The sequence below is a fragment of the Streptococcus chosunensis genome, assembly GCF_003626515.1.
Taxonomy (GTDB): Bacteria; Bacillota; Bacilli; order Lactobacillales; family Streptococcaceae; genus Streptococcus; species Streptococcus chosunensis.
Genome location: NZ_RBCK01000002.1, coordinates 106,783 through 130,390, shown reverse-complemented (window position 1 = coordinate 130,390; position 23,608 = coordinate 106,783). Strand labels below are relative to the sequence as shown.

Genomic DNA, 23,608 nt, shown 5'->3' with positions numbered 1-23,608 from the left:
GCATGTTTTATTCTATCAAAGAATTGGTCGAGCAAGCAGATCTGGACTTTCAAGGAAATGTCGCAGAACTCATGATTACAACAGAGTTTGAATTGACCGGTCGCGAACGTGAAGAAGTCTTCCTTCTCATGGAACGCAATCTGGAAGTCATGAAAGCCTCTGTCCAACTTGGTCTCAATGAAAATAAATCTCGTAGTGGCCTGACAGGTGGAGATGCTGCCAAATTGGATCACTACATTAAAAACGGAAAAACTCTGTCAGATTACACGATTCTCTCTGCTGCCCGAAATGCCATTGCAGTCAATGAACACAATGCTAAAATGGGCTTGGTCTGCGCTACTCCAACCGCTGGAAGTGCTGGCTGTCTCCCTTCTGTTCTCACTGCTGCTATTGAAAAATTAGACCTCAGCCACGAGCAACAGCTGGATTTCCTCTTTGCTGCGGGTGCCTTTGGACTAGTCATCGCAAACAATGCCTCTATCTCAGGTGCTGAGGGCGGTTGCCAGGCCGAGGTTGGTTCGGCCTCTGCTATGAGTGCTGCTGCCTTAACTCTAGCTGCAGGTGGGACACCTTATCAGGCCAGTCAGGCTATTGCCTTTGTCATTAAAAATATGCTGGGCCTCATCTGTGACCCTGTTGCCGGCTTGGTTGAAGTTCCCTGTGTTAAACGTAATGCCATGGGAGCTAGCTTTGCCTTCATCGCAGCAGACATGGCCTTGGCAGGTATCGAATCTAAAATACCTGTGGATGAAGTTATCGATGCCATGTACCAAGTAGGAGCAAGCATGCCAACTGCCTTTCGTGAAACAGCTGAAGGTGGACTCGCTGCCACCCCTACTGGTCGTCGCCTCCAAAAAGAAATTTTCGGAGAATAAGTTTATCAAATAGGAGAAATCATGACCTCTATCACAGCGATTTTTTTCGATCTGGATGGAACCCTCGTTGACAGTTCTATCGGGATTCACAATGCCTTTACCCATACCTTTAAGGAGCTGGGAGTGCCTAGCCCTGATGCCAAAACGATTCGTGGTTTTATGGGACCACCCCTTGAAAGTAGTTTTGCGACTTGCCTGCCCAAAGAACAAATTTCTGAGGCCGTGCAGATATACCGTTCTTACTACAAGGAAAAAGGCATCTATGAAGCTCAACTATTTCCTCAGATTGTAGACTTGCTTGAGGAGTTATCGAGCAATTACCCTCTTTATATCACCACTACAAAGAATACTCCAACCGCTCAAGACATGACTAAAAACTTGGGAATCTATCATTTCTTTGATGGCATTTATGGTTCCAGCCCTGAAGCACCCCATAAGGCAGATGTCATTCGCCAAGCCTTGCAGACACATCAACTAGCACCGGAACAAGCCATCATCATCGGAGATACCAAGTTTGATATGCTTGGAGCTCAAGAAACAGGCATTCAGAAATTGGCCGTCACTTGGGGATTTGGAGAGCAAGCAGATCTACTAAACTATCAACCTGATTATATGTCCCACAAACCCTTAGAAGTTTTGGAGTATTTTCAATAACATAGACTGGGCGACAACCCCATTTCAGAAGAAAATAAAGTAATACTCAATGAAAATCAAAGAGCAAACTAGCCGCAGGCTGCTCAAAACACTGTTTTGAGGTTGCAGATAAAACTGACGAAGTCAGCTTAAAACATGGTTTTGAGGTTGTAGATAAGACTGACGAAGTCAGTTACCTATACCTATGATACCTACGGCAAGGCGACATTGACGTGGTTTGAAGAGATTTTCGAAGAGTATAAGTCTCTACATAACAAAACGCATATTACCAAGGTTCTTCTGAACTGCACCCCAAAAGTTAGACAGAAAAAATCTAACTTTTGGGGTGTTTTTATTATGAAATTAACTTATGATGATAAAGTTCAAATCTATGAACTTAGAAAACAAGGATATAGCATAGAGAAGCTTTCAAATAAATTTGGGATAAACAATTCTAATATTAGGTACATGATTAAATTGATTGATCGTTACGGAATAGAGTTCGTCAAAAAAGGAAAAAATCGTTACTATTCTCCTGATTTAAAACAAGAAATGATTCATAAAGTCTTACATGAATGCTGGACTAAAGATAGAGTTTCTCTTGAATACGGCCTCCCGAGTCGTACGATACTTCTTAATTGGCTAGCACAATACAAGAAAAACGGGTATACTATTGTTGAGAAAACAAGAGGGAGAGCACCTAAAATGGGACGTAAGCCAAAAACGAGACCTGAAGAGAGGACAGAATTAGAACGTCTTCAAGCAGAAAATGAGTATCTGAGAGCGGAGAATGCCGTCCTAAAAAAGTTAAGAGAACTCCGATTGAAGGAGGAAAAAGAGAAAGAAGAAAGACAGAAATTGTTCAAGAATTAATGACTGAGTTTTCGTTAGATATTCTTCTAAAAGCCATTAAACTAGCTCGTTCAACCTACTACTATCACTTGAAACAGCTAGATAAACCAGATAAGGACCAAGAACTTAAAGCTGAAATTCAATCCATTTTTATCGAACACAAGGGAAATTATGGTTATCGTCGGGTTCATTTAGAACTAAGAAATCGTGGTTATCTGGTAAATCAGAAAAGAGTTCAACGCTTGATGAAAGTACTCAATTTACAAGCTAAAATGCGACAGAAACGAAAATATTCTTCTCATAAAGGAGACGTTGGCAAGAAAGCAGATAACCTCATTCAACGCCAATTTGAAGCAGCCAAACCAATAGAAAAGTGCTACACAGACGTGACAGAATTTTCCATTCCAGCAAGTGCTCAAAAGCTTTACTTATCACCAGTTTTAGATGGCTTTAATAGTGAAATTATCGCCTATAATCTTTCAACTTCACCCAACTTAGAACAAGTAAAAACAATGTTGGAACAGGCATTCACAGAGAAGCACTACGAAAATACAATTCTCCATAGTGACCAAGGCTGGCAATATCAACACGATTTTTATCATCAGTTCCTAGAGAGTAAGGGAATTCAAGCATCCATGTCACGTAAAGGTAACAGTCCAGACAACGGTATGATGGAATCTTTCTTTGGCATTCTGAAATCGGAGATGTTTTATGGTTATGAGAAAACCTTTAAATCACTTAATCAATTGGAACAAGCCATTGTTGACTATATTGATTACTACAACAATAAACGAATTAAGGTAAAACTAAAAGGACTCAGTCCTGTACAATACAGAACTAAATCCTTTGGATAAATTAATTGTCTAACTTTTTGGGGTCAGTACATTCTGAACTGATAATATGCGTTTTTCTTTTTTATTCAACGTGGGTTGTTTGATTGGCAAAGGCGATAATGGCTTGCTTCAACTCATCTCCACTAAGAGTGCGGAACTCTTCAATCTTTTGATCGATGGCTTCTAGAGGCATGACATTAACCTTACCAACGAAAATCTTATCCATAACCTGATTGTCAACGAGTTCGGTTGATACCAAGAGTTCTTCGTAAAGTTTTTCGCCTGGGCGGATTCCAACTTCAACAATTGGAATTTCGCTCTCAGTGTGTCCACTTAGAAGGACCATTTTCTTGGCCAAGTCATAAATCTTGACTGGTTTGCCCATATCAAGGATAAAGACTTCCCCATCTTTGGCATAAGCGCCAGCATGGATAACCAAACGGCTAGCTTCTGGAATAGTCATAAAGTAACGGGTCATACGGAAGTCTGTCACCGTTACAGGACCACCTTCAGCAATCTGGCGTTCAAAGACTGGAATGACACTACCACGGCTACCAAGTACATTCCCAAAACGAACTGCACAGTAGGTTGATTGGCTACGTTGGTTAAAGCCAGTGACAATCAACTCAGCCACTCGCTTGGTTGCTCCCATAACATTTGGTGGATTAACCGCCTTATCTGTCGAAATCATAACCATCTTAGGTACTTTGGCTTCATCAACAGCCTTAGCAACGTTGTAGGTTCCACGGATATTGTTTTTGAAGGCTTCTTTTGGATTGCGCTCCATCATAGGAACGTGCTTGTGGGCTGCCGCATGATAAACAATAGCTGGCTTGTACTTTTCAAAGACTTGCAAGAGACGATCATAGTCTTGAATATCTGCGATAACTGGTACATAATCAATCCCTTGGAACTTGCGAATCAATTCATGATAAACAAGGTAGATTGAGTTTTCCCCATGACCGAGCAAAACAATGCGTTCAGGATTGAAACGGCTAACTTGTCGACAGATTTCAGAACCGATTGAACCACCAGCCCCTGTGACTAAGATTGTCTTACCTGTCAGTTCTGCGCCCAGACGCGATTCATCAAGACGAATTTCCTGACGGCCCAAAAGGTCTGTGATATCAATCTTCTGGAAGCCTCCACCTGCTTGGTGAAGTCCTTGAACAACCGTTTCAACCTTAGGCATCTTGTAACATTTGACACCCAGCTTATTACACATCTGCAAGATACGTTCATATTCTGACGGGTCAAGCGACGGAATCGCAACGATAACACGCTCGATTTGATGGCGTTTGGCTAATTCAGGAAGATCCTCATATGAACCCAAAACAGGGATTCCACCAAGTTTTTGACCCTTTTTCTTCGCATCCTTATCCAAAATACCGACAAGTTCTAATTCACTAGTTGGATGTTGGTAACTATCCATAAAGAGAGCTCCACCATCACCGGCACCAATCAAGAAAGTCCGACGGTGTTCTCCATCACCACTTCCCTTTTTGCGTTTGGAGTAGATTAACTGCCAAGTAATCCGTGGCAATAAAATCAAGAAAGTACTCAACAAGATAAAGAGAAAGATAAAACGGATAGAGAAGAGGGGCAAGAAGGCATAGCAGATACTATATGACAAGATACTGCTAGCAGTCACACCAAAAAAGATTTTCATGAAATCCGTAATCTTGCTGTAACGACTAATACTAGCGTTCAATCCCCAAAATCCAATCATCAATTGATAGAACAGGAAGGCCAAACTCGTATAGATAATGTAGTCAACAGGTGCTGGATTAATCAAGCCGTAGAATAAAATATAAGATACAATGATGGAAACCACCATACTCAAAATATCAAATATTCCCCAGAAAACCTGTTTTTGTTGTTTATTTAAAATTTCCACCAGATCAATCACATAATCTGTGAGTTTTTTATTCATAGAAATTTACTCCTCCTTAAAAGAGCCGGATGATTATACTCAATGAAAATCAAAGAGCAAACTAGGAAACTAGCCGCAGGTTGCTCAAAACACTGTTTTGAGATTGTAGATGGAACTGACGTAGTCAGTAACATATACCTACGGCAAGGCGACGTTGACGCGGTTTGAAGAGATTTTCGAAGAGCATTATATTGTTATTATAACACTTTTTATCCAGTTTACGATTTGCTACAATCTTTTAATTGCTTTTTCGTAACAGTTTCATAAAAATAAACTGTCGGACAAATCCTGGACAAAGGGCAACAACCATCTGAATGGCAACACTCTTAGCATACTCCATGTAAGAAATCTGCCCTCTCTTCAGCATTCGTTGACGAGCCTGACGATAGAGTCTGAGATAACGCAGTCCTCCACGACGTTCAAACATCCCTGCTCCAACACGAACCTTACACAAGATTTGATCCAGATTTCCAGTCTTGGCTCCTGCAGCAATCATATTGAGCCAGAGGAGGTCATCCTCCATATAAAGGCCATCTTCATAGTTGCCTGCCTTGAGAACCATGTCCTTCTTGAACATGACAGTCATGTGGTTAAAGGCACTTCTCATCCTTTGATAAGCTACAATATCTGCATGTTGAGTCGGAACACGACGGTAAGAAACAATCTCATCAGGATTGTCAATAAACTCTGCAATATGTCCACCTAATAGGTCGAGCTTGTCCTTCTCCATTAGCTGAACCTGTTTCTCAAAACGGTCTGGAACAGCTATATCATCTGTATCCATACGAGCGATAATATCGTACTGACACTGTAAAACACCGTATCGAAGAGCCAGACCCAAACCTTGATTCTGCTCAAGAGGATAGCGTTTCACTGGAATATCAGACTCAGCTTCCACCTGATCTAATACCTGATAGAGCTCAGGTGTCAAAGGCCCATCCTCAACCAGAACCAATTCGCTCGGTTTCAGGGTCTGATTTTGAACACTCTCAATAGCATCCTTTAAAAATGTCGGATTTTCCTTGATATAGACCGACATCAATACGCTGATTTTTTGCTTTTCAGACACAGTTTTTCTCCAATGTATAGATTTCCTTCCACTATTTTATCATAATTTTCAAGACTTTCCCATTTTTATCTTGAAAGCCCAAAACCTTACTTGACATTATAATGAAAAAACCTTAAAATAAGCTGTTATTAAAATCAGCTAGAAGAGGTATTATATGAAAAAGCAATCACTCTTTTTTGTTCCAGGTATTATCCTGATTGGTGTTTCCTTACGGACTCCTTTTACTGTTTTACCCATTATTTTGGGAGATATTTCGCAAGGTCTGGGAGTAGAAGTTAGTTCACTTGGTGTCTTGACCAGCCTTCCTCTCCTCATGTTTACCCTCTTCTCGCTCTTTTCTACCCGACTGGCTCAGAAAATCGGCTTGGAGCATCTCTTCACCTACAGTCTCTTCTTCTTGACTATCGGTTCTCTCATTCGACTAATCAATCTGCCCCTGCTCTATCTAGGAACCTTGATGGTTGGGGCAAGTATCGCAGTCATCAATGTTCTGCTTCCTAGTCTTATCCAAGCTAATCAACCAAAGAAGATTGGTTTTCTGACAACCTTATATGTAACTTCTATGGGGATTGCAACGGCTCTGGCTTCCTATCTGGCTGTGCCTATTACACAAGCCAGTTCTTGGAAAGGATTGATCATCCTCCTCACCCTGCTCTGTCTAGCAACTTTTTTGGTCTGGCTCCCAAACCACCGCTATAATCACAGACTGGCTCCACAAACCAAACAAAAAAGCAAAACAAATGTCATGCGTAATAAACAGGTCTGGGCAGTGATTGTCTTTGCAGGTTTTCAATCCTTGCTCTTTTACACCGCTATGACATGGCTACCTACCATGGCCATCCATGCAGGCCTATCCAGTCACGAAGCTGGCTTGCTGACTTCTATCTTCTCTCTGATTAGTATTCCTTTTTCAATGACCATCCCAAGCCTGACAACCAGTTTATCTACTCGTAACCGTCAGCTCATGCTCACTCTGGTTTCACTAGCTGGTGTGGTCGGCATTTCCATGCTCTTCTTCCCAATCAATAATTTCATTTACTGGCTTTCCATCCATCTCCTCATCGGAACTGCAACTAGCGCCCTCTTCCCTTATCTCATGGTCAACTTTTCACTCAAGACAAGCGCCCCTGAAAAGACTGCCCAATTGTCTGGTTTGTCTCAAACAGGAGGCTATATCCTAGCAGCCTTTGGGCCAACCCTCTTTGGTTACAGTTTTGACCTTTTCCACTCTTGGGTGCCAGCTGTAGCTGCCCTCTTGCTCGTCGATATCCTGATGACTGTTGCCCTCTTTACAGTGGACAAAGCTGATAAAATCCTCTAAACTTCTAGTTTTTCCTAGAAGTTTTTTATATATAAAAATTTTACACATATTTCTTGACAGGGCTTTCATTTAGATGTACAATGTATGTGTAGAAAAATTATATATAAAAATCTTACACATTAGAAAAGGAGGTTCCCCATGTACTTTCCAACATCCTCTGCCTTGATTGAATTTCTCATCTTGGCCGTACTGGAGCAGGATGATTCTTATGGTTATGAGATTAGCCAAACCATTAAACTGATCGCTAATATCAAAGAATCTACACTCTATCCCATTCTCAAAAAATTGGAGGGCAATAGCTTTCTGACAACCTATTCTAGAGAGTTCCAAGGTCGCATGCGCAAATACTACTCCTTGACAAATGGTGGTATAGAACAGCTCGTGACCCTAAAAGATGAATGGGCACTCTATACAGACACCATCAATGGCATCATAGAAGGGAGTATCCGCCATGACAAGAACTGAATACCTGACTCAGCTAGAACTCTATCTCAAAAAACTGCCTCAGGCTGACCAAATTGAAGCCATGGACTATTTCAGGGAACTCTTTGACGATGCTGGAGTCGAAGGAGAAGAAGAACTCATCGCTAGCTTGGGAACTCCTAAGGAAGCAGCCCACGAAGTTCTCTCCAATCTTCTCGATAAAAAAATCAATGAGGCACCCGCTCAAAAGAATAACCGACAAATTTTGCATGTCGCCTTGTTAGCTTTGCTTGCAGCCCCTATCGGTATTCCTCTGGGAATCGCCATCCTCGTGTCCCTGTTCGCAATCCTTGTGGCAGCCTTGACTGTCATCTTGGCTTTCTTTGCGGTTTCCATACTTGGTATCATCGGCGGATTCCTATTTTTAGTTGAAAGTTTTACTGTCCTAGCCCAAGCTAAATCAGCCTTTATCTTGATTTTCGGTTCTGGTTTACTAGCTATCGGTGCTTCTTCGCTGGTTTTATTAGGTATTTCCTATGTAGCTCGCTTCTTCGGTCTACTCATTGTTCGCCTGGTGCAATTTGTTCTTAAAAAAGGAAAGAGAGGTGACCAGCATGCGTAAGTTTACAAAAGGATTTCTCATTTTTGGTGTGGTGACTACCATTATCGGCTTTATCCTACTCTTTATAGGTATTCAATCTGACGGGATTAAGAGCCTACTTGCCATGTCCAAGGAGCCGGTCTATGATAGTCGGATGGAAGAGCTAACCTATGGCAAGGAAGTCGAAAACATAGAAATTACTCTCCACCAACACGCGCTCACCATCACCGACTCTTTGGATGATCAAATCCATATTTCTTATCATCCATCTATTTCTGCTAACCAAGATCTTGTCACAAATCAAAACGACAAAACTCTAAGCCTCATTGATAAGAAACTGTCTGAAACTCCATTTCTCTCTTCTGGAATTGGCGCGATTCTCCATATCGCAAGTAGCTACTCTAGTCGTTTTAATGAAGTTATTCTCCAAGTTCCAAAGGGAAGAAGTCTAAAAGGGATCAACGTGTCAGCCAATCTTGGACAAACCAGTATCACTAATGCTAGTCTTGAAAATGCGACCATCAATACCAATAATGGCTATCTCCTCCGAATTGAAGGAAGTCGTATCAAAAACAGTAAACTCACAACACAAAATATTATCAATATCTTTGATACAGACCTTACAGATAGTCAGCTAGAGTCAACAAAACATCACATCCACGCTGAAAAAATACAAGTACACGGTAAGGTGGAATTGATGGCGAAAACAGACCTACAACTGCTACTTTCCGAAGAAGAAAAACAAAGAATCAACTTAGATCTTTCAACAAAACATGGCTCTATTCTTCATTTTTTAAGAGAAGGAAGGCGTTCGTTTAAAAACAAAGAAAACAAAAATGAACGATTAAGCAATCCTTATAAAACAGAAAAAGCAGATGCAAAAGATCAACTCATGGCAAGAGCAGAACAGGATATCTATCTACTCAAATCAGAGGAACACGAGTCTTCTTCTAGAAACCGTTGACAAAAGCGCTTACATCTGCTAATGTAAAAATAGGCAACAACCAGAAAAAGGAGGTTCTACCATGAAACAAGAATGGTTTGAAAGTAATGATTTTGTAAAAACAACAAGCAAGAACAAACCTGAAGAGCAAGCTCAAGAGGTTGCAGACAAGGCTGAAGAAACGATAGCTAATCTCGATACGCCAATTGAAAAAAATACTCAAGTAGAGGAGGAAGTCTCTCAAGCTGAGGTCGAACTGGAAAGCCAGCAAGAAGAGAAAATTGAAGCTCCTGAAGACAGTGAAGCGAGAACAGAAATAGAAGAAAAGAAAGCATTAGATTCTACTGAAGAAGAGTCAGACCTTTCTAAAGAAACAGAAAAAGTCACTATAGCTGAAGAGAGTCAAGAAGCACTTCCTCAGCAAAAACCAACCACGAAAGAGCCCCTTCTTATCAGTCAATCCTTAGAAAGTCCCTATATCCCCGACCAAGCTCCAAAATCTACGGATAGATGGAAAGAGCAAGCGCTTGATTTTTGGTCTTGGCTAGTGGAGGCTCTCAAATCTCCTACAAGCAGTCTTGAAACAAGTAGCACACACAGTTACACAGCCTTCCTCTTGCTCATTCTGTTTTCTGCATCTTCCTTTTTCTTTAGTATCTACCACATCAAACATGCTTACTATGGACATATAGCAACTATGCATAATCACTTCCCTGAACAATTTGCTTCATTAAATCTCTTTTCGATTATCTCTATCCTAGTAGCAACAACACTCTTCTTCTTTTCATTCCTCTTGGGTGGTTTCGTCGTGAGACGATTTATCTACCAAGAAAAGGACTGGACGCTAGAAAAGGTTCTCCAACAATATAGTCAACTCTTGGCAATTCCAATCTTCCTCACTGCTATTGCTAGTTTCTTTGCCTTCTTTGATAGCCTGCGATTTACAGCCCTCTTGTGTGTGATTAGCATTGGAATCATTCTGCTTGCTAGTCTCCATATCATTACAAGGCCAAGTCAAGCAAGTGAAACCGACTCCTTCTATCAATTATTCTTGTCTGTCCTTGTGAACGGAGTCATTATCCTCCTCTTCTTTGTAGCTGAAGTGGCACTGATTGGAGATTATCTTCGTATCTTAGCCTTTCTTTAAGATTCAATCCTGTCATCCATGGCAGGATTTTTCTATACCAAAAAGCAAGTCGATTGACCTGCTTCTGATTTACTCTTCTTGTGCTAATGCTTTAAAATCTTTGTCCTAGGATGGGTTTTATTCCTAGAGTTCAGTAGTATGATAACGTTGCTATGAAGTTCGTTATTCCAAATATTATGCAAACTAGTTATATGTAAAATTAAGATTAGAAACCACCAATCTCCATTTATTAACTTTTAATGAAATTCGTCCATATTAATAACTTTACCTGCTCTAGCAATAACATCCTTATCATGAGTCACGACAATAACAATCTTTTCCTCGTTCACTAATTTCTCAACCTCATTTAGAAATAATTCAGTTGAGTTTCTGTCCAAATTTCCTGTAGGCTCATCAAATAGATAGATGTCCTTTTCTTGCGATAAACTCCTCATGAGTAGAATTTTTTGTTTCTGACCTTGCGAAATATTGGTGGCTTTCCCATCAATCTGATGACTTAGAGCTATATTGAGATTCAGACTATCAAGATTATTTGATTCATAGTTTTCCTTATTAAATAGAGTGAAATTAATATTTTTTGAAACACTTCCAGGGAATACATGAAATTCAGATGAATACACGCTTAAATAATCTAAAATATTAGTCTCCTCTAAAGTAGAAAAACTTTCCATTCCATTCAGTACAATATCACCCTCTGTTGGAGAAGATAATCCCTGAATAATATTCAAAAGAGATGATTTCCCAGTTCCATTCCCGCCTGTAATAACGGTTAATTCACCACTATTGAACTCAAAATTTAATTTAGTAAACACCAATCTTTCATCCCATTTTTTACATAAATTCCGGCATGACAATTGTTCAATTTTAGATACTGGAATGGTAGCAAGATTACTTTCCATCCCTACTTCCTCTAGTCCAATAAACTCAAAGGAATATTGACTTTTTTTCAATGCTACCCAAGATGTAATTAAAGAATTTAAAATGCTGGATAACAGTAATAAAATCAAAATACTATTTGTATACTCCGATATATGTGCGTAATCTATAATAATATTTACAGTAGCAAGCAAAAATGAACCAGTTAAACCAATAAATATCTGCGTAGAAGCTAATAATCTATTGGTAATATGTGTACTATCTAGTTTCGTTCCCAATAGTTCATTGAGTCTTTCATCAAATTCTTTGATGAAGTCGCTAGATTTTTGGAAACTTATAATATCTTGCAAACCATAAATTGTATTTTCTACCAGAGAACTAAAGTTAGAACTATTAGCAATAAATTCTCGCTGATTTTTTACAACTTTTCGTATTTCAAAATTGACATATAAACCAAGAATAGCTATAGATACGCATGTAACTGCGAAAATAATAATATTCAATTTTAATAGCAATAACAGTAGCAAACAAAACACTAAAAGCTGTACCTTTAAGTAAAATTTTTGCATAATACCTGTTGCTGATAACAATAAATTCCAAAAATAACTACTCACATACTCATAATTTTTAGTTAAAGAAAAATCATTTAATTGGTTCTTATAAAAAGAGGACAGAATATCATTTAAAAAATTATTCTCAATCTTTCCTTTTAATCTCGTTTCTAATATAGAGAACTGCCAATACAAATATGAAGCTAATATTATTGAAGCTAGGGTAAATAGTTGAATACTAAACTGAATGTTAAGTAGACCAGACATTGTTATTTGTAGTAAAAAAGCAATAGCAATAGGTAAACTAATTTTAGCTAATCCCAAGAAAAAGATTGCCAATTTTCTCTTCCAACCAAGTGAAGCTAGAAATCTATGATATAACTTATCTGCATAGCTTATCGTAACAATATCTTTTCTATCTTCTGAATTAACATTCTCATTCTTTTGAGGAATTAAAACAATTCCTACACTCTGACTAAAAAGTTCTAATCTTGAAATTTTCTCAATTTCCTCATTTGCAGGATCAGAAACAATCAATGAACTACTGTCTCCATCCAACACGACGATATAATGAGGCAAGCTAGCTCTTTCTACTACTAGTAAATAAGGAAATGATACGTTGTTTAACAAACTAGGAGTCTCAATTTGATAAGAATCCGCATCAATACCATAGCTTTTTAGTATATCTTCTATATCAAACAAAGACAGTCCTTGGTGGTTATTGTTATCAAATTGTAGACTATCTAAATGTTCTAATTTTGGGAAATAGTAAGAAATGATTGTCTTTACACAAGCCATTCCACAATCCAGCAAAGTTGCTTGTTTATAGTGACTAACCATTATTTTCTCCTTTTTCAACACTTATCTTACTATAACCATCAACTTCAATGACGCTATTCGAAGTTTGATTTGTCGTAGGAACCTTTAAAACTTCTCCTGTATTATTTGTATGCAAAGTATAGATTCCATCAAAATCTTTAGGAACTGTAATAGATACATCGCCAACAAGAGTATCTACAAAAATTTTTTCGAAAGTTGCATTTTTCCCTAAGGAAATGGTTACATATAACTTGTCTTTCCCTTGTGAACTCAAAGCCAAATTAAAGCCATGTTGTGAAAATGGAATATATAGACTATCTGAACTCATTTTAACGTTTTTAGTTATGTTATTCACTGATTCTTCGGAAACTTTTCCTTCTATTTGAACACTTGTTTCATCTGATTCACTCTTGACAACTTTAACATCAATTGCTTGCTTTGAACCATAAAACTCTAACGTTTTAATACTTTTAGAAGAAAGAGCCCACGATTGTTTTACACTGATTGTCGTCTCTCCTCGTTTTAAGGTTAATAAAATTCCAGCCACTACAAACAGTAACAACAGCCCAATTACAATTCCTATTTTTTTCATCATTAGTACTCCTACTTAAATTCTTTTTTACTGAATACAACAAACGCAAGTACAATCACTGCTATACTTACCAATATAGGATAGCCTACATTCGTAAGGGTAAATTGACTTACTCCAGGGGAAGTTTTCAAATTTAAAGTCATTAATAAATAGTCTCTCACACTCTCACCAGAGTTTGGAAGGACATAAACCAATAGGTTATCAAACAGTAAAATATAGAGTATATAAATCATACATGATTCATAAACCTTATCAAATATTTGAAAAATTAATAATGAGATACTGATAATAACCAAATAGTATGGTAGTTGATGTAAAAATGTCGAAACAATCAACACCAAGTCTCCCTCCAAATAGACGAGGGCTGTTAAACTATAAAAAATAGTTACATATAGGAAAGACAAACAAAAGGCTCCCAAAGTTTTATATAAAAATAACTTCCAACGTTGTTTTTCTTTTGTGAGGAGAATGTTAATCGTACGGAAACTATAATCTTCCCCCCAGAAAAATAAATTAGTAGAGATAAAAAGCAAAGGAATAAAACCACTCACATTTGAAATCAATACTCGAAATGCTGGTTCATCTTCATTCGATGACTTAAAAAATAAGGAGAATAACAAAATCAATAATCCTATCAACAAACTAGGAAGTACTCCTCTTTTTTCCCAGTAAAATTTATACATATCTGCTTTAAGAGAATTCATGACTCTCCTCCTTTCTTAAATCATCAGATAATATTATGCAAATAGTAGTCCTCAAAGCGTTCTTTCTTAATATAAATATCCTGTATCACTAGATTTGACACGACACTATATTCCAAGATAGCCATTAATTTTTCCTTTTCTGGCACAACCAGATAGTCATCCTGCTCAAAATGAACAATGCCCTCTTCTTTTAAAAACGTTTTTAGAATCTGATTATTACTCGTCTTAAGGAAGAGCTTTTCTGACAAATCATTTGCTAGCTCTTTTGAACTCATCACATTTAGAATCTTTCCTTTTTTCATGATGATATACTTATCTGTTATAAATTCCAATTCTGACAGAATATGGCTCGAGATTAAAAAAGTAACTCCTAACTGATCCCGTAAATTCAAAATCATTTTTCTTAAATCTGAAATCCCTTGAGGATCTAAACCATTCACTGGTTCATCTAAGATAATAAGCTCTGGATTATCCAAAAGCGCAATTGCTATCGATAGTCTTTGCTTCATTCCAAGGGAATAGTTTTTTACTTTTCGATCCCATGACGGTTCCGGCAAGTGAACCAATTCCAACATTTTTGTGATATCTGTCTTTAAACCAAATCTTGTTTTATAATATTGCAGGTGTTGACGTCCAGTCAAGTTTGGATAGAGGGCAGGTGATTCGATAATACTACCAATCTTATGCTGCGAAACACTCTCAATTTCTCCCTTATCAGCTTGAATTAGTCCTAGAAGAATTCTCATTAAGGTTGTCTTTCCTGCACCATTTTCACCGATAAGACCACATATTTCCCCTTGCTCAATATCAAAGGAAATATTATGTAAAACCTGTTCTTTCCCATATGTTTTATCAATATTTTTAAGACTTAAAATCACACGATTCATAGTTTCTCTCCGTTCATTATATTAAAAAGTCTCTGACAAGGAATGAACCCTGCCAGAGATTTTTAGATTACGTTAACTCCAGCAGAAGAACCCAATACCTGTGAGCATTCCATAAATACCGAGTGGTGAAACAGCACAAAATTGACCTGCCACAATGTGTTTTTTATGTTTATTACTTAGTTTTTTCATTACTTAACCCTCCTTTTAATCCCAACAAAATATACCTACTCCATATCGAAGACCTATAATACAAAAGCGACCTGCTACAATGTGCTGTTTATTTTTGTTACTTAGTTTTTTCACTACTTCATCCTCCTATTTAATCCCAACAAAATATGCCTACTCCATATCGAAGACCTATAATACAAAAGCGACCTGCTACAATGTGTCTTTTGACACGTCCAGTTAGTTTTCTCATCAGAAAACCCTCCTTTTAAAAAATTTTTTATAATAACCAAATGAGATTCTCATTTCAGTCATTTATTAACTGTTTTAAATCTTTAGACAAGATTTCTTCGCTTCCTTGTTCTACATAAATTTGTTTCACTATCCCATCTTTATCCACTATAAATATTGTTGGAATAGCTTTTACATCAAAAAACTTAAAAGCTTGTAAATCTTGATCTATATAAACTGGAAAGGTAAAACCCTGATTCCTTAAAAATTGATGAGAGGTTTCAAGTGTTTCACGTTCCCCATCAACTATATCCACCATAAAGAAATCAACTTTATCTTGGTATTTATCATAAAGGCGCTGAATGATTGGGAGCTCTTTTTGGCAATCAGGACACCAACTAGCCCAGAATACCACAACCTTTGGTCTAAACTTATAATCTGATAGTTGAACCTGTGCTCCCTCATTAGAGGTTAACAATGCATTCTTGAATGTTGTATTTTTAGTTTTTGAAATATATTGGTTTATTTCCTCCTCTTTTTTTAAGAGGAGCTCTTGCGCTGTTTCTTCTTGATGATGAGATTCCTGGTTTTGATAGTAAAATCCTGCTAAAAATAAAGATGCTATCACAAGAAGAACCATTGTCTCTACAACATGTTTTTTTGACATCATGGATTGTCCTCCACTTCTGAAATTCTAAAACTTTCGATAATAGATAATTCTTCTGGTAAGATTAAAACTCGCTCTTCGCCTGCATCTAAAATAGCTAAACGGAATGGTTCCTTATTCAACTCTATTTGTACCAACTTTTGCTCCGTCGTGTTATTTCGAAACAGCAAACTGTGGCGAGTTTGTGTAAACGTCTCTAGCGAGATACTAAAATCTTCCATTTCTATCTCCTATCCAGAAAACCAAAAACTAAGACTTAAGAATACTTCAAATCCAAACATGCTTCTTTCCTCCTTATCTCTTGTTCTTTATGATCATAGTATAGCGCTTTCAAAAATAAAAAAACATGACAAAAATGTCATGTTAGCTCTCCATTTCCTCAAAAGTTTTTAAATCTTTTTCTTTTTCTCCCAATATACGCGCTTCTAATACTTGGTCTCCAAATGCTTGAGCACAAATAATAGCTCTATCGTATAAGCGGATGGCTTTTTCCTTATCCCGTTTATGAAATAAGGTACACATAGCTTCAAGCATATCAACAATTGGCTTGTTTTGAAAATCCTGCGATAAAATCATCAGCCTGTTCATCGCCTTAACATAAGGCTCAAAAGTGGAGTAAGATTTTTCCATCCATTGAACAGCTAAAGAATCAAGCACTGTTCTCTTTAACATATAAGCTGTCTCTAAATCGGATGAATTTGTTTCTCTTATAAGTTTTTTAGAAAGCATCCAAAACAGTTCATGATGATACCCAATCGGTCTTGCTAAACACGAAACAAAGTACAATTTTATCAGAAGCAAATCATTCACCGAATAGTTTTTCCTTATCTTTACTTGTTCAAAATATTCATCCAGCAAAGCATCGCCAAAACCTGCATCTTCACTTACAAAGACATCAAAACTAGCTTGTAAGGCACTAACTGCAATCTGCTCATCCTCAGGTAGACTGTCATAATAGTGTTCGTAAACTCTTTCAAACAACTCTTCCTTAACTTGGATTCTATCATCATCTCCATAAGTTTGAAACTTAATGAGTTTATCCTTTAATATCAAGTACTCGGAGGGTAAAATCATATGATCCATATCTACTATATGTGAAATTGAACAGCCTAGTTTGTAAGCTATATACTCTACCTTGGATAAACTCGGGGAAGACTGGCCTGATTCAATCCGTGCTAATTGGCGCACCGTTATCTCAGTTTCATCATCACAAAGAGTTTCACGAGTGATATGTTTCATCTCTCGCAACATTCGGATTCTTTTACCTACTTCCTTCTTGATATCCATCTTAAAATCTCCTGATAATTAGTTACCGAATAATATTATATTTTTTATATTATGCTGTTTTTTATTGAACTAAGCAATTCTTAAAATTTTATATTACAAAACTTAACAAGACTAAACCATATTTCGCACGCTAAATAGCAATTGACCTGCTTCTGCTTTACTCTTCTTGTGCTAATGTTTTAAAATCTTTTTCTAAGATGGGTTGTACTTCTAATTGATTGGCATCTAGTTGGTGGTAAAGTTCTGACGGTAGTACCTCAAGGAATTTTGCATAGTCCAAGCGGGCAATGGCTTCATAGTCTTCTGGTTTAGAGCCATCTCCTGTGATTTGAACCAAGTCAATCTCCCACTGCACTTCCTTATCCACCAATTGCTCCATATAGGCTGCAGGAACAAATGGTTCTCTCGGTAAAACAGTCTTGACTCCTTGAGCTAGATGGTATACACCATGCACTTGGCCTTCTCCATCCTGATAGAAGGAAACTCTTGCAAAGTAAGCATCAGTCTCTTGAACCGCACGTACACGTGCTTCAAACTGTGCCAAACCATCTACCTCTAAAAAGCTTTTCAAGTCCTCATGACTAAATAAAACAGGATTAAAAATTCCTTGGCAAATCGTAAAACGGGCTGCAGTGTCTGCTAAATAGGCTTGAATACGTGCTTGGAAATAAGCTTCAAAGTCAAAACCATCTAGTCCTTCAATCTCAGTTCCTGTATAAGCAAGCAGAGCATCTAAAAATGACTTGATGATTTCCCAGTCTGTCTTCGTTAGTAGGTCAGGAAGATCGACACGGTAAGCCTTTTGATCATCAGCATAACTGACTTTAAAAAGAAATTGTGATTGCCCCACTATCGCACACTCGATATACTCGAGACGGTTAAGAGGCTGACGGAGATAGACGGCATCATAGCTATGTGACTCCAAACCATCTACCAAGGCCAAGACGGACTTGGCAGTCAAAATTTCCTGTTCTCCTAAAATGCTCTGTTTATTTGGAATATAAAATATTTTCACCATAACTAAACTCCTTCGAAATCGTTTACATATAGTATACCTTATTTTCCTGAAAGATACAGAAACAAACTTTAGATTTTTGAGTAAAAAGCATAGAAAAACAGCCCCTGAGGACTGTTTGATCTTATACAGTAGCTGCTTGATCCAAGCTTTCACCGATAGCAGCTAGGCGCTCGACAACTTCAGCTTGTGTCAATTCATTTTCTGAAACATAGCGGTTACGTGGGTGAACACGGCACTCGTGTGAGCATCCACGAAGGTACTTGTCTTCATTTTCTTCTGATGTCAAGATACGACGATTACAGAATGGATTTCCACAGTTGACATAACGTTCACATGGTGTTCCATCAAACCAGTCTTTCCCTACGATGGTTGGGTTGACATGGTTAACATCTACGGCAATACGCTCGTCAAAGACGTACATTTTCCCATCCCAAAGCTCACCTTGAACTTCGGGGTCTTTACCGTAAGTTGCAATTCCTCCGTGCAATTGACCAACATCTTTGTAGCCTTCACGGACCATCCAACCTGAGAATTTCTCACAGCGAACACCACCTGTACAGTAAACCACGACGCGCTTGTCCATGAATTTTTCTTTGTTATCACGAACCCACTGTGGCAACTCACGGAAGTTGCGGATGTCTGGGCGGATGGCTCCACGGAAGTGTCCTAGGTCGTACTCATAATCGTTACGTGTGTCAAGGACAACGGTATCTTCGTCAAGAAGAGCTTCTTTGAACTCTTTTGGAGACAAGTAAGCACCTGTTGTTTCAAGTGGGTTGATGTCATTATCAAAGTCGTTGTCTTCCAAACCAAGGTGGACAATCTCTTTCTTGTAGCGAACAAACATCTTCTTGAAGGCTTGTTCATTTTCTTCGTCAATCTTGAACCAGAGGTCTTCCATGCCTGGGAGGCTGTGAACGTAGTCCATGTATTTTTGAGTTGTTTCGTAGTCACCTGAAACTGTTCCGTTAATTCCCTCGTCAGCGACTAGGATACGACCTTTAAGGCCGATTGATTTACAGAAAGCCAAGTGGTCTGCAGCAAATTGCTCTGCATTTTCAATTGGAGTGTAAAGGTAGTAAAGTAAGACACGAATATCTTTTGCCATAAGATTTGTTCTCTTTTCTATTCTTAAATTTTCAGAATTTTTCATCTAACTATACTAGTATACCTGCTTGAGAAAGCGAATGCAATTTATTTGACTGGAAATTTATAGAAAGAGTCCTATCCCTGTACTTCATCAGTAGCCATAGCGAATAGCTGATAATTCTCTCAATTTTTTGATCTGATCGGCTTGTTTTTCTGATAACATCAGCTTATTATCAATCAACACACGTGAGACGTCAACATTCATTTGACTCAAAATAAATGGAGTAGAGGTCCCATCGTCCTCTAATCGTCTTTTATAACTCACTAACAAATTTTTCAAGGGAGTCAGTTGAGGCGTATCCTTTATATCTTCCAATAGATGATCTATGATAATCATGGCTTCACAACGTCTTTCACTTCCTCCAGCAAACCATTTTAATGGTGTCATACTTATTTTCCTCCTTAAGTTGAAAAGCTATCATTCCTAACTCTCGCGCCAGTATTTACCCAAACACCCTCTGTAAAAAAGTCAGCAAAAATGGTAATGTTGCGAAAATATTATTAATCACATGCACCGCATAGGAAGGATAAATGCTCTTGGTATAGCGGGTCAAACCAGCAAAGATGATGCCAAATGTTGCAAAGACGAAGATATCTAATAGACTAGGCAGGCTTGAAAAATGAGGAAGAGCAAATAAAATGGAAGGAAGGAGCAAATCAAGGCCAAATCTCGAATGCTTAAAAAAGGCGTGTTGCAGTAATCCTCTATAGATCAGCTCTTCCATAAGTGGAGTCAGAAAGAACAGGGTTATATAGATACCTAGCTCAGCAAAGTTGGTCTCACTATAACCGATCAATACGGCCCAACCTTCAGCAGTTGACTGAACATGTTTAGCTGCCTGAACGTTAAAAGAGATATAGAGCACTACCACTAGTACTGTCAAAATCGAATACCAAAGCCATTTTTTTCTCGGAATGCGAAAAAGATAGCCGTGCCCTGTCTTAAACAGAATCCAAATCATGACTCCACTAAATAGCAAACTCAAGAGATTTTGAATCCAGACGAAATTGCCAATCTGGGAAGAAAATTGCCAATAATTTTGGACGATAAGCGTCAGCTGAGAAAGAACAAATACGAAAAATAAGTAAGAGAAAACTGCACTTATTTTGAATAGAAGTTGATACTTCTTCATATGAACTCTCCTTTGTAAACTCGAGACATCTCTAATATAAACCATATTTCCCCAAATCCTTACTCTAAATCCTAAATAGTGCTTGAGATTTCCTAAATGGTTACAATAAGGGAAATGAGGAACCAGGAATATCTATGTCTTTATTTCAAAAAATCACTGCCTTCCCCAGACAAACCTGAGGAAAACAGTGATTCAGTTTTTAGGAATTAGGAATGAATACACGAAATCAATTGTTCTTATGATTTTTTGTTTTTCAAGAATTCATCGTATTGTTTTTGCATTTCATTCAATACTTTATCGTAGGCACCTTCAGATTTCAATTTTTCCATCAATTCTGGAATAGCTTTGTCTGGGTCTACAGTACCAGTGTTGATAGCTGTATCGAATTGTTGCATTGTGTTAGAGATTGCTGAGATTTCAGATTTCACATTGTCAGTGTTAAAGATGAATCCAAGTGCTGGAGATTCTTTAGCTTCAGCCAATTGTTTCTTAGAATCTGCAATTTGTTGGTCTGTAACGTTTTCATTGATGTAAAGGATCCAGTTGTTACCAGTATTCCATCCACCCATGTGAGTGTTTCCTTTGTAGCCATCAAGGACTTTAACACGGTTTTCTTTACCTGCAATTTTTTCCCAGTTCTTGCCTTCTGGACCATAAACAAGACCATTCAAGAGTTCTGGGTTAGTGTTCAAGAGGTTCAACACTTCCATTGATTTTTCTTTGTTCTTAGAGTTGTTTGAGATGACAAAGTTAGCAACTTGTGTTGTTTGGTTTTTCTTGATGAAGTTAGTGATTGGTTTGATTTGGATGTCTTTGTTTGCAACACGTGAAAGCAAGCTGTTACCGTAGTCAGCTGGTCCTACTGTTTCTTCACGAACGAACCAAGTATCTTGTTGAAGGTCAAATGAAGTATCGCTTGTTGCTACGTCTTTTGGAATGTATCCAGCTTCATAGAATTTGTGAAGAGTCTTCAAGTGTTCTTTAAAGCGAGGCACTTCGTAACGGTTTACGATCTTAGTAGTGTCCCCTTCAAGGTCGATAACGAATGGAAGTCCGTTTGGAACTGGGTAGTCAAAGTTATCAGATGGGATGAAGTTCTTAGTAACCGCAAATGGCACTACATCTGGAGCTTTTTCTTTGATTTGTTTCAAAACTGGTTCAAGTGTTTCGTATGAAGTGACACCTGAAATATCGATACCGTATTTAGCAAGAAGAGTTCCGTTGAAGGCAAAGTTTTGAGATGATGCAACGTTGGCTGCAACTGGAACTGCGTAAATTTTACCGTTAATGCTGTTACCTTTGATGTAAGCTGGGTCAAGTGCTTTATAAAGCTCTGCCCCTTCTTTCTTATACAAGTCAGTCAAGTCCGCATAGGCACCTTTTTGAGCATTCACAACATAGTTAGATGCAAAGGCGATATCGTAGTTTTCACCAGATGATGTGATAACTGACATTTTCTTATCATAATCACCCCATCCAAGATATTGGATATCCAATTTAGCACCAACTTTTTCTCCGATGATTTTGTTAGCAGTTTCTAGCAATTCATCCAAGTTATCTGGTTTGTCCCCAATTTGGTACATTTTGATAACAGTTTTTTCACCTGAAGCTGAGTCAGCAGCTTTTTTGTTACCTGAAAGGTTTCCACAAGCAGCGAGACCAGCAGCCAAAGCGACTACGCTAGCAGATGCAAAAGCATATTTTTTCCAGTTTTTCATGACAAAAACTCCTTTTTTTATTTTTAAACTTATAAACAATGTAATAATCTTATACTCAATGAAAATCAAAGAGCAAACTAGGAAACTAGCCGCAGGCTGCTCAAAACACTGTTTTGAGGTTGTAGATGAAACTGACGAAGTCAGTAATCATACCTACGGCAAGGCGACGTTGACGCGGTTTGAATTTGATTTTCGAAGAGTATTAACTTCACGCAAGGGAAGTTTGGAAACGAGAAATGTTTTTTCTCAACAAGCACTATTCTTTCACACCACCAATAGTCAAACCTTTTACAAAGTAGCGTTGGAAGAATGGATACAAAATCGCGATTGGAAGGGTTGCAACCACAACCATGGCCATACGTCCTGTTTCTTTCGGTAGAGCAACTCCCAGTTGACCAGATAGGCCGACTGCTTTTGCGATGTAGTCCATATTTTGTTGGATTTGCATAAGCAAATATTGCAATGGATACAAGTTGTCACTCTTGATGTAAAGAAGGGCGTTGAACCAGTCATTCCAGAAACCAAGAGCTGTTAAGAGCGTGATGGTTGCGATACCTGGTAGTGACAATGGCAAACAGATTTGGAAGAAGATCCGAGCCTCACTAGCACCATCGATACGAGCAGATTCTAGAATAGCTTCTGGAATGGTCTTCTTGAAGAAGGAACGCATCAAGATGATGTTAAATGGTGAGAGAAGCATTGGAACAATCAAGGCCCAAACTGTATCACCAAGTTGAAGTAAACGAGTTACCACGATATAGCCCGGTACCAAACCAGCATTGAACAACATACTAAGGAGGGCAAAGATTGTAAAGAATCTGCGATACTTAAAGGTTGTCCGTGAGATAGCGTAGGCATAGGTTGTTGTGATAAAAACGTTTGTGATAGTCCCCACCACTGTTACAAAGACTGAGATGAAGAGGGCTTGGAGGATTTTATCCTTAAACTGTGCCAAAAATTCAAAACCGTCTAATCCAAATTGAGATGGGAAGAAGCTATATCCATTTTGGAGGATACTCTTTTCATCTGTCACCGAAATAACGATAACGAATACAAAGGGTAGGATACAAGAGAGGGCAACCAAACCAGAAATGGTACTAAAGAAGATATCTGCTTTCTTACTGAAGGAGTGAATGCCGACATTATCAATTTTTTCTTTTTTAATTTTCTTTTCTGCCATA

23 protein-coding genes are annotated in these 23,608 nt (G+C 38.2%); 8 read left to right on the top strand and 15 right to left on the bottom strand.

Annotated features, from left to right (window positions below; translation table 11 throughout):
• Window positions 1–2: 2 nt before the first annotated feature.
• The 3 genes from sdaAA to D7D54_RS06435 all read left to right on the top strand — a co-directional run bounded on the left by sdaAA (window position 3) and on the right by D7D54_RS06435 (window position 3,214).
• Complete coding sequence (gene sdaAA, locus D7D54_RS06450; protein ID WP_000500041.1) at window positions 3–875, top strand: L-serine ammonia-lyase, iron-sulfur-dependent, subunit alpha; 873 nt, start codon at window positions 3–5, stop codon at window positions 873–875.
• A gap of 21 nt (window positions 876–896) precedes the next feature.
• Window positions 897–1,529, top strand: a complete 633-nt coding sequence (locus D7D54_RS06445; protein ID WP_020901806.1) for an HAD family hydrolase — start codon at window positions 897–899, stop codon at window positions 1,527–1,529.
• A 336-nt stretch (window positions 1,530–1,865) separates the two neighbouring features.
• A protein-coding gene (locus D7D54_RS06435) for an IS3 family transposase (RefSeq protein ID WP_120719025.1) occupies window positions 1,866–3,214 on the top strand; the annotation gives its coding sequence in 2 pieces (ribosomal slippage) (window positions 1,866–2,307 and window positions 2,307–3,214; 1,350 coding nt in all).
• 61 nt (window positions 3,215–3,275) lie between these two features.
• On the opposite strand, the gene D7D54_RS06430 is transcribed toward D7D54_RS06435, so the two are convergent.
• Both D7D54_RS06430 and D7D54_RS06425 read right to left on the bottom strand, forming a co-directional pair.
• Window positions 3,276–5,126, bottom strand: a complete 1,851-nt coding sequence (locus D7D54_RS06430) for a polysaccharide biosynthesis protein (protein WP_120719082.1) — start codon at window positions 5,124–5,126, stop codon at window positions 3,276–3,278.
• A 238-nt stretch (window positions 5,127–5,364) separates the two neighbouring features.
• Window positions 5,365–6,195, bottom strand: coding sequence for a glycosyltransferase (locus tag D7D54_RS06425; RefSeq protein ID WP_020902110.1), 831 nt, complete (start codon window positions 6,193–6,195; stop codon window positions 5,365–5,367).
• 154 nt (window positions 6,196–6,349) lie between these two features.
• Here D7D54_RS06425 and D7D54_RS06420 point away from each other — a divergent pair, with 154 nt between their 5' ends.
• The 5 genes from D7D54_RS06420 to D7D54_RS06400 all read left to right on the top strand — a co-directional run bounded on the left by D7D54_RS06420 (window position 6,350) and on the right by D7D54_RS06400 (window position 10,630).
• Entirely contained in the window at window positions 6,350–7,516 is a 1,167-nt protein-coding gene (locus tag D7D54_RS06420; protein WP_120719081.1) for a CynX/NimT family MFS transporter, read from the top strand.
• Between the two features lie 138 nt (window positions 7,517–7,654).
• On the top strand, window positions 7,655–7,981 hold the full coding sequence (locus D7D54_RS06415; RefSeq protein WP_000273858.1) for a PadR family transcriptional regulator: 327 nt from the start codon (window positions 7,655–7,657) through the stop codon (window positions 7,979–7,981).
• Window positions 7,968–8,561 (top strand): DUF1700 domain-containing protein, encoded by a 594-nt coding sequence (locus tag D7D54_RS06410; RefSeq protein WP_120719080.1) that lies wholly within the window; start codon window positions 7,968–7,970, stop codon window positions 8,559–8,561. The genes D7D54_RS06415 and D7D54_RS06410 overlap by 14 nt, the downstream gene beginning before the upstream one ends.
• Complete coding sequence (locus D7D54_RS06405) at window positions 8,554–9,504, top strand: DUF4097 family beta strand repeat-containing protein (RefSeq protein WP_120719079.1); 951 nt, start codon at window positions 8,554–8,556, stop codon at window positions 9,502–9,504. Before D7D54_RS06410 ends, D7D54_RS06405 begins: the two co-directional genes overlap by 8 nt.
• Before the next feature lie 61 nt (window positions 9,505–9,565).
• Entirely contained in the window at window positions 9,566–10,630 is a 1,065-nt protein-coding gene (locus tag D7D54_RS06400) for a DUF6574 domain-containing protein (RefSeq protein WP_120719078.1), read from the top strand.
• A 236-nt stretch (window positions 10,631–10,866) separates the two neighbouring features.
• Here the strand turns inward: D7D54_RS06400 and D7D54_RS06395 are convergent, their stop codons facing one another.
• The 13 genes from D7D54_RS06395 to D7D54_RS06330 form a co-directional block, all read right to left on the bottom strand.
• Entirely contained in the window at window positions 10,867–12,897 is a 2,031-nt protein-coding gene (locus tag D7D54_RS06395; RefSeq protein ID WP_020902115.1) for an ATP-binding cassette domain-containing protein, read from the bottom strand.
• Window positions 12,890–13,471, bottom strand: a complete 582-nt coding sequence (locus D7D54_RS06390) for a hypothetical protein (protein ID WP_020902116.1) — start codon at window positions 13,469–13,471, stop codon at window positions 12,890–12,892. Before D7D54_RS06390 ends, D7D54_RS06395 begins: the two co-directional genes overlap by 8 nt.
• Before the next feature lie 8 nt (window positions 13,472–13,479).
• Window positions 13,480–14,172, bottom strand: a complete 693-nt coding sequence (locus tag D7D54_RS06385) for a hypothetical protein (RefSeq protein WP_020902117.1) — start codon at window positions 14,170–14,172, stop codon at window positions 13,480–13,482.
• A 23-nt stretch (window positions 14,173–14,195) separates the two neighbouring features.
• Entirely contained in the window at window positions 14,196–15,059 is an 864-nt protein-coding gene (locus D7D54_RS06380) for an ATP-binding cassette domain-containing protein (RefSeq protein ID WP_020902118.1), read from the bottom strand.
• A 472-nt stretch (window positions 15,060–15,531) separates the two neighbouring features.
• Window positions 15,532–16,125 carry a TlpA family protein disulfide reductase gene (locus D7D54_RS06375; RefSeq protein WP_033682461.1) on the bottom strand — a complete coding sequence of 198 codons (594 nt, stop codon included), beginning with the start codon at window positions 16,123–16,125 and terminating at the stop codon, window positions 15,532–15,534.
• Window positions 16,122–16,343, bottom strand: a complete 222-nt coding sequence (locus D7D54_RS06370) for a hypothetical protein (protein WP_000389381.1) — start codon at window positions 16,341–16,343, stop codon at window positions 16,122–16,124. Before D7D54_RS06370 ends, D7D54_RS06375 begins: the two co-directional genes overlap by 4 nt.
• A gap of 142 nt (window positions 16,344–16,485) precedes the next feature.
• Window positions 16,486–17,409, bottom strand: coding sequence for a helix-turn-helix domain-containing protein (locus D7D54_RS06365; protein WP_020902121.1), 924 nt, complete (start codon window positions 17,407–17,409; stop codon window positions 16,486–16,488).
• A 157-nt stretch (window positions 17,410–17,566) separates the two neighbouring features.
• Window positions 17,567–18,427 carry a DUF4299 family protein gene (locus D7D54_RS06360; protein WP_033682463.1) on the bottom strand — a complete coding sequence of 287 codons (861 nt, stop codon included), beginning with the start codon at window positions 18,425–18,427 and terminating at the stop codon, window positions 17,567–17,569.
• A 121-nt stretch (window positions 18,428–18,548) separates the two neighbouring features.
• A complete protein-coding gene (trhO, locus tag D7D54_RS06355; RefSeq protein WP_020902652.1) occupies window positions 18,549–19,535 on the bottom strand; it encodes an oxygen-dependent tRNA uridine(34) hydroxylase TrhO in 987 nt (328 codons plus the stop codon).
• 132 nt (window positions 19,536–19,667) lie between these two features.
• On the bottom strand, window positions 19,668–19,964 hold the full coding sequence (locus D7D54_RS06350; protein WP_162496604.1) for a bacteriocin immunity protein: 297 nt from the start codon (window positions 19,962–19,964) through the stop codon (window positions 19,668–19,670).
• A gap of 55 nt (window positions 19,965–20,019) precedes the next feature.
• Window positions 20,020–20,709, bottom strand: coding sequence for a CPBP family intramembrane glutamic endopeptidase (locus tag D7D54_RS06345; RefSeq protein ID WP_120719076.1), 690 nt, complete (start codon window positions 20,707–20,709; stop codon window positions 20,020–20,022).
• A gap of 236 nt (window positions 20,710–20,945) precedes the next feature.
• On the bottom strand, window positions 20,946–22,427 hold the full coding sequence (locus D7D54_RS06340) for an ABC transporter substrate-binding protein (protein ID WP_120719075.1): 1,482 nt from the start codon (window positions 22,425–22,427) through the stop codon (window positions 20,946–20,948).
• 256 nt (window positions 22,428–22,683) lie between these two features.
• Window positions 22,684–23,607, bottom strand: a complete 924-nt coding sequence (locus D7D54_RS06330) for a carbohydrate ABC transporter permease (protein WP_000818353.1) — start codon at window positions 23,605–23,607, stop codon at window positions 22,684–22,686.
• Between the last annotated feature and the right edge of the window lies 1 nt (window position 23,608).

Coding starts and splice junctions, on each gene's coding strand:
- D7D54_RS06340 (WP_120719075.1), bottom strand. CDS start 22,427: ATGAAAAACTGGAAAAAATATGCTTTTGCATCTGCTAGCGTAGTCGCT.
- D7D54_RS06345 (WP_120719076.1), bottom strand. CDS start 20,709: ATGAAGAAGTATCAACTTCTATTCAAAATAAGTGCAGTTTTCTCTTAC.
- D7D54_RS06330 (WP_000818353.1), bottom strand. CDS start 23,607: ATGGCAGAAAAGAAAATTAAAAAAGAAAAAATTGATAATGTCGGCATT.
- sdaAA (WP_000500041.1), top strand. CDS start 3: ATGTTTTATTCTATCAAAGAATTGGTCGAGCAAGCAGATCTGGACTTT.
- D7D54_RS06420 (WP_120719081.1), top strand. CDS start 6,350: ATGAAAAAGCAATCACTCTTTTTTGTTCCAGGTATTATCCTGATTGGT.
- D7D54_RS06370 (WP_000389381.1), bottom strand. CDS start 16,343: ATGGAAGATTTTAGTATCTCGCTAGAGACGTTTACACAAACTCGCCAC.
- D7D54_RS06410 (WP_120719080.1), top strand. CDS start 7,968: ATGACAAGAACTGAATACCTGACTCAGCTAGAACTCTATCTCAAAAAA.
- D7D54_RS06365 (WP_020902121.1), bottom strand. CDS start 17,409: ATGGATATCAAGAAGGAAGTAGGTAAAAGAATCCGAATGTTGCGAGAG.
- D7D54_RS06400 (WP_120719078.1), top strand. CDS start 9,566: ATGAAACAAGAATGGTTTGAAAGTAATGATTTTGTAAAAACAACAAGC.
- D7D54_RS06445 (WP_020901806.1), top strand. CDS start 897: ATGACCTCTATCACAGCGATTTTTTTCGATCTGGATGGAACCCTCGTT.
- D7D54_RS06385 (WP_020902117.1), bottom strand. CDS start 14,172: ATGAATTCTCTTAAAGCAGATATGTATAAATTTTACTGGGAAAAAAGA.
- D7D54_RS06395 (WP_020902115.1), bottom strand. CDS start 12,897: ATGGTTAGTCACTATAAACAAGCAACTTTGCTGGATTGTGGAATGGCT.
- D7D54_RS06405 (WP_120719079.1), top strand. CDS start 8,554: ATGCGTAAGTTTACAAAAGGATTTCTCATTTTTGGTGTGGTGACTACC.
- D7D54_RS06350 (WP_162496604.1), bottom strand. CDS start 19,964: ATGACACCATTAAAATGGTTTGCTGGAGGAAGTGAAAGACGTTGTGAA.
- D7D54_RS06380 (WP_020902118.1), bottom strand. CDS start 15,059: ATGAATCGTGTGATTTTAAGTCTTAAAAATATTGATAAAACATATGGG.
- trhO (WP_020902652.1), bottom strand. CDS start 19,535: ATGGCAAAAGATATTCGTGTCTTACTTTACTACCTTTACACTCCAATT.
- D7D54_RS06390 (WP_020902116.1), bottom strand. CDS start 13,471: ATGATGAAAAAAATAGGAATTGTAATTGGGCTGTTGTTACTGTTTGTA.
- D7D54_RS06375 (WP_033682461.1), bottom strand. CDS start 16,125: ATGATGTCAAAAAAACATGTTGTAGAGACAATGGTTCTTCTTGTGATA.
- D7D54_RS06430 (WP_120719082.1), bottom strand. CDS start 5,126: ATGAATAAAAAACTCACAGATTATGTGATTGATCTGGTGGAAATTTTA.
- D7D54_RS06415 (WP_000273858.1), top strand. CDS start 7,655: ATGTACTTTCCAACATCCTCTGCCTTGATTGAATTTCTCATCTTGGCC.
- D7D54_RS06360 (WP_033682463.1), bottom strand. CDS start 18,427: ATGGTGAAAATATTTTATATTCCAAATAAACAGAGCATTTTAGGAGAA.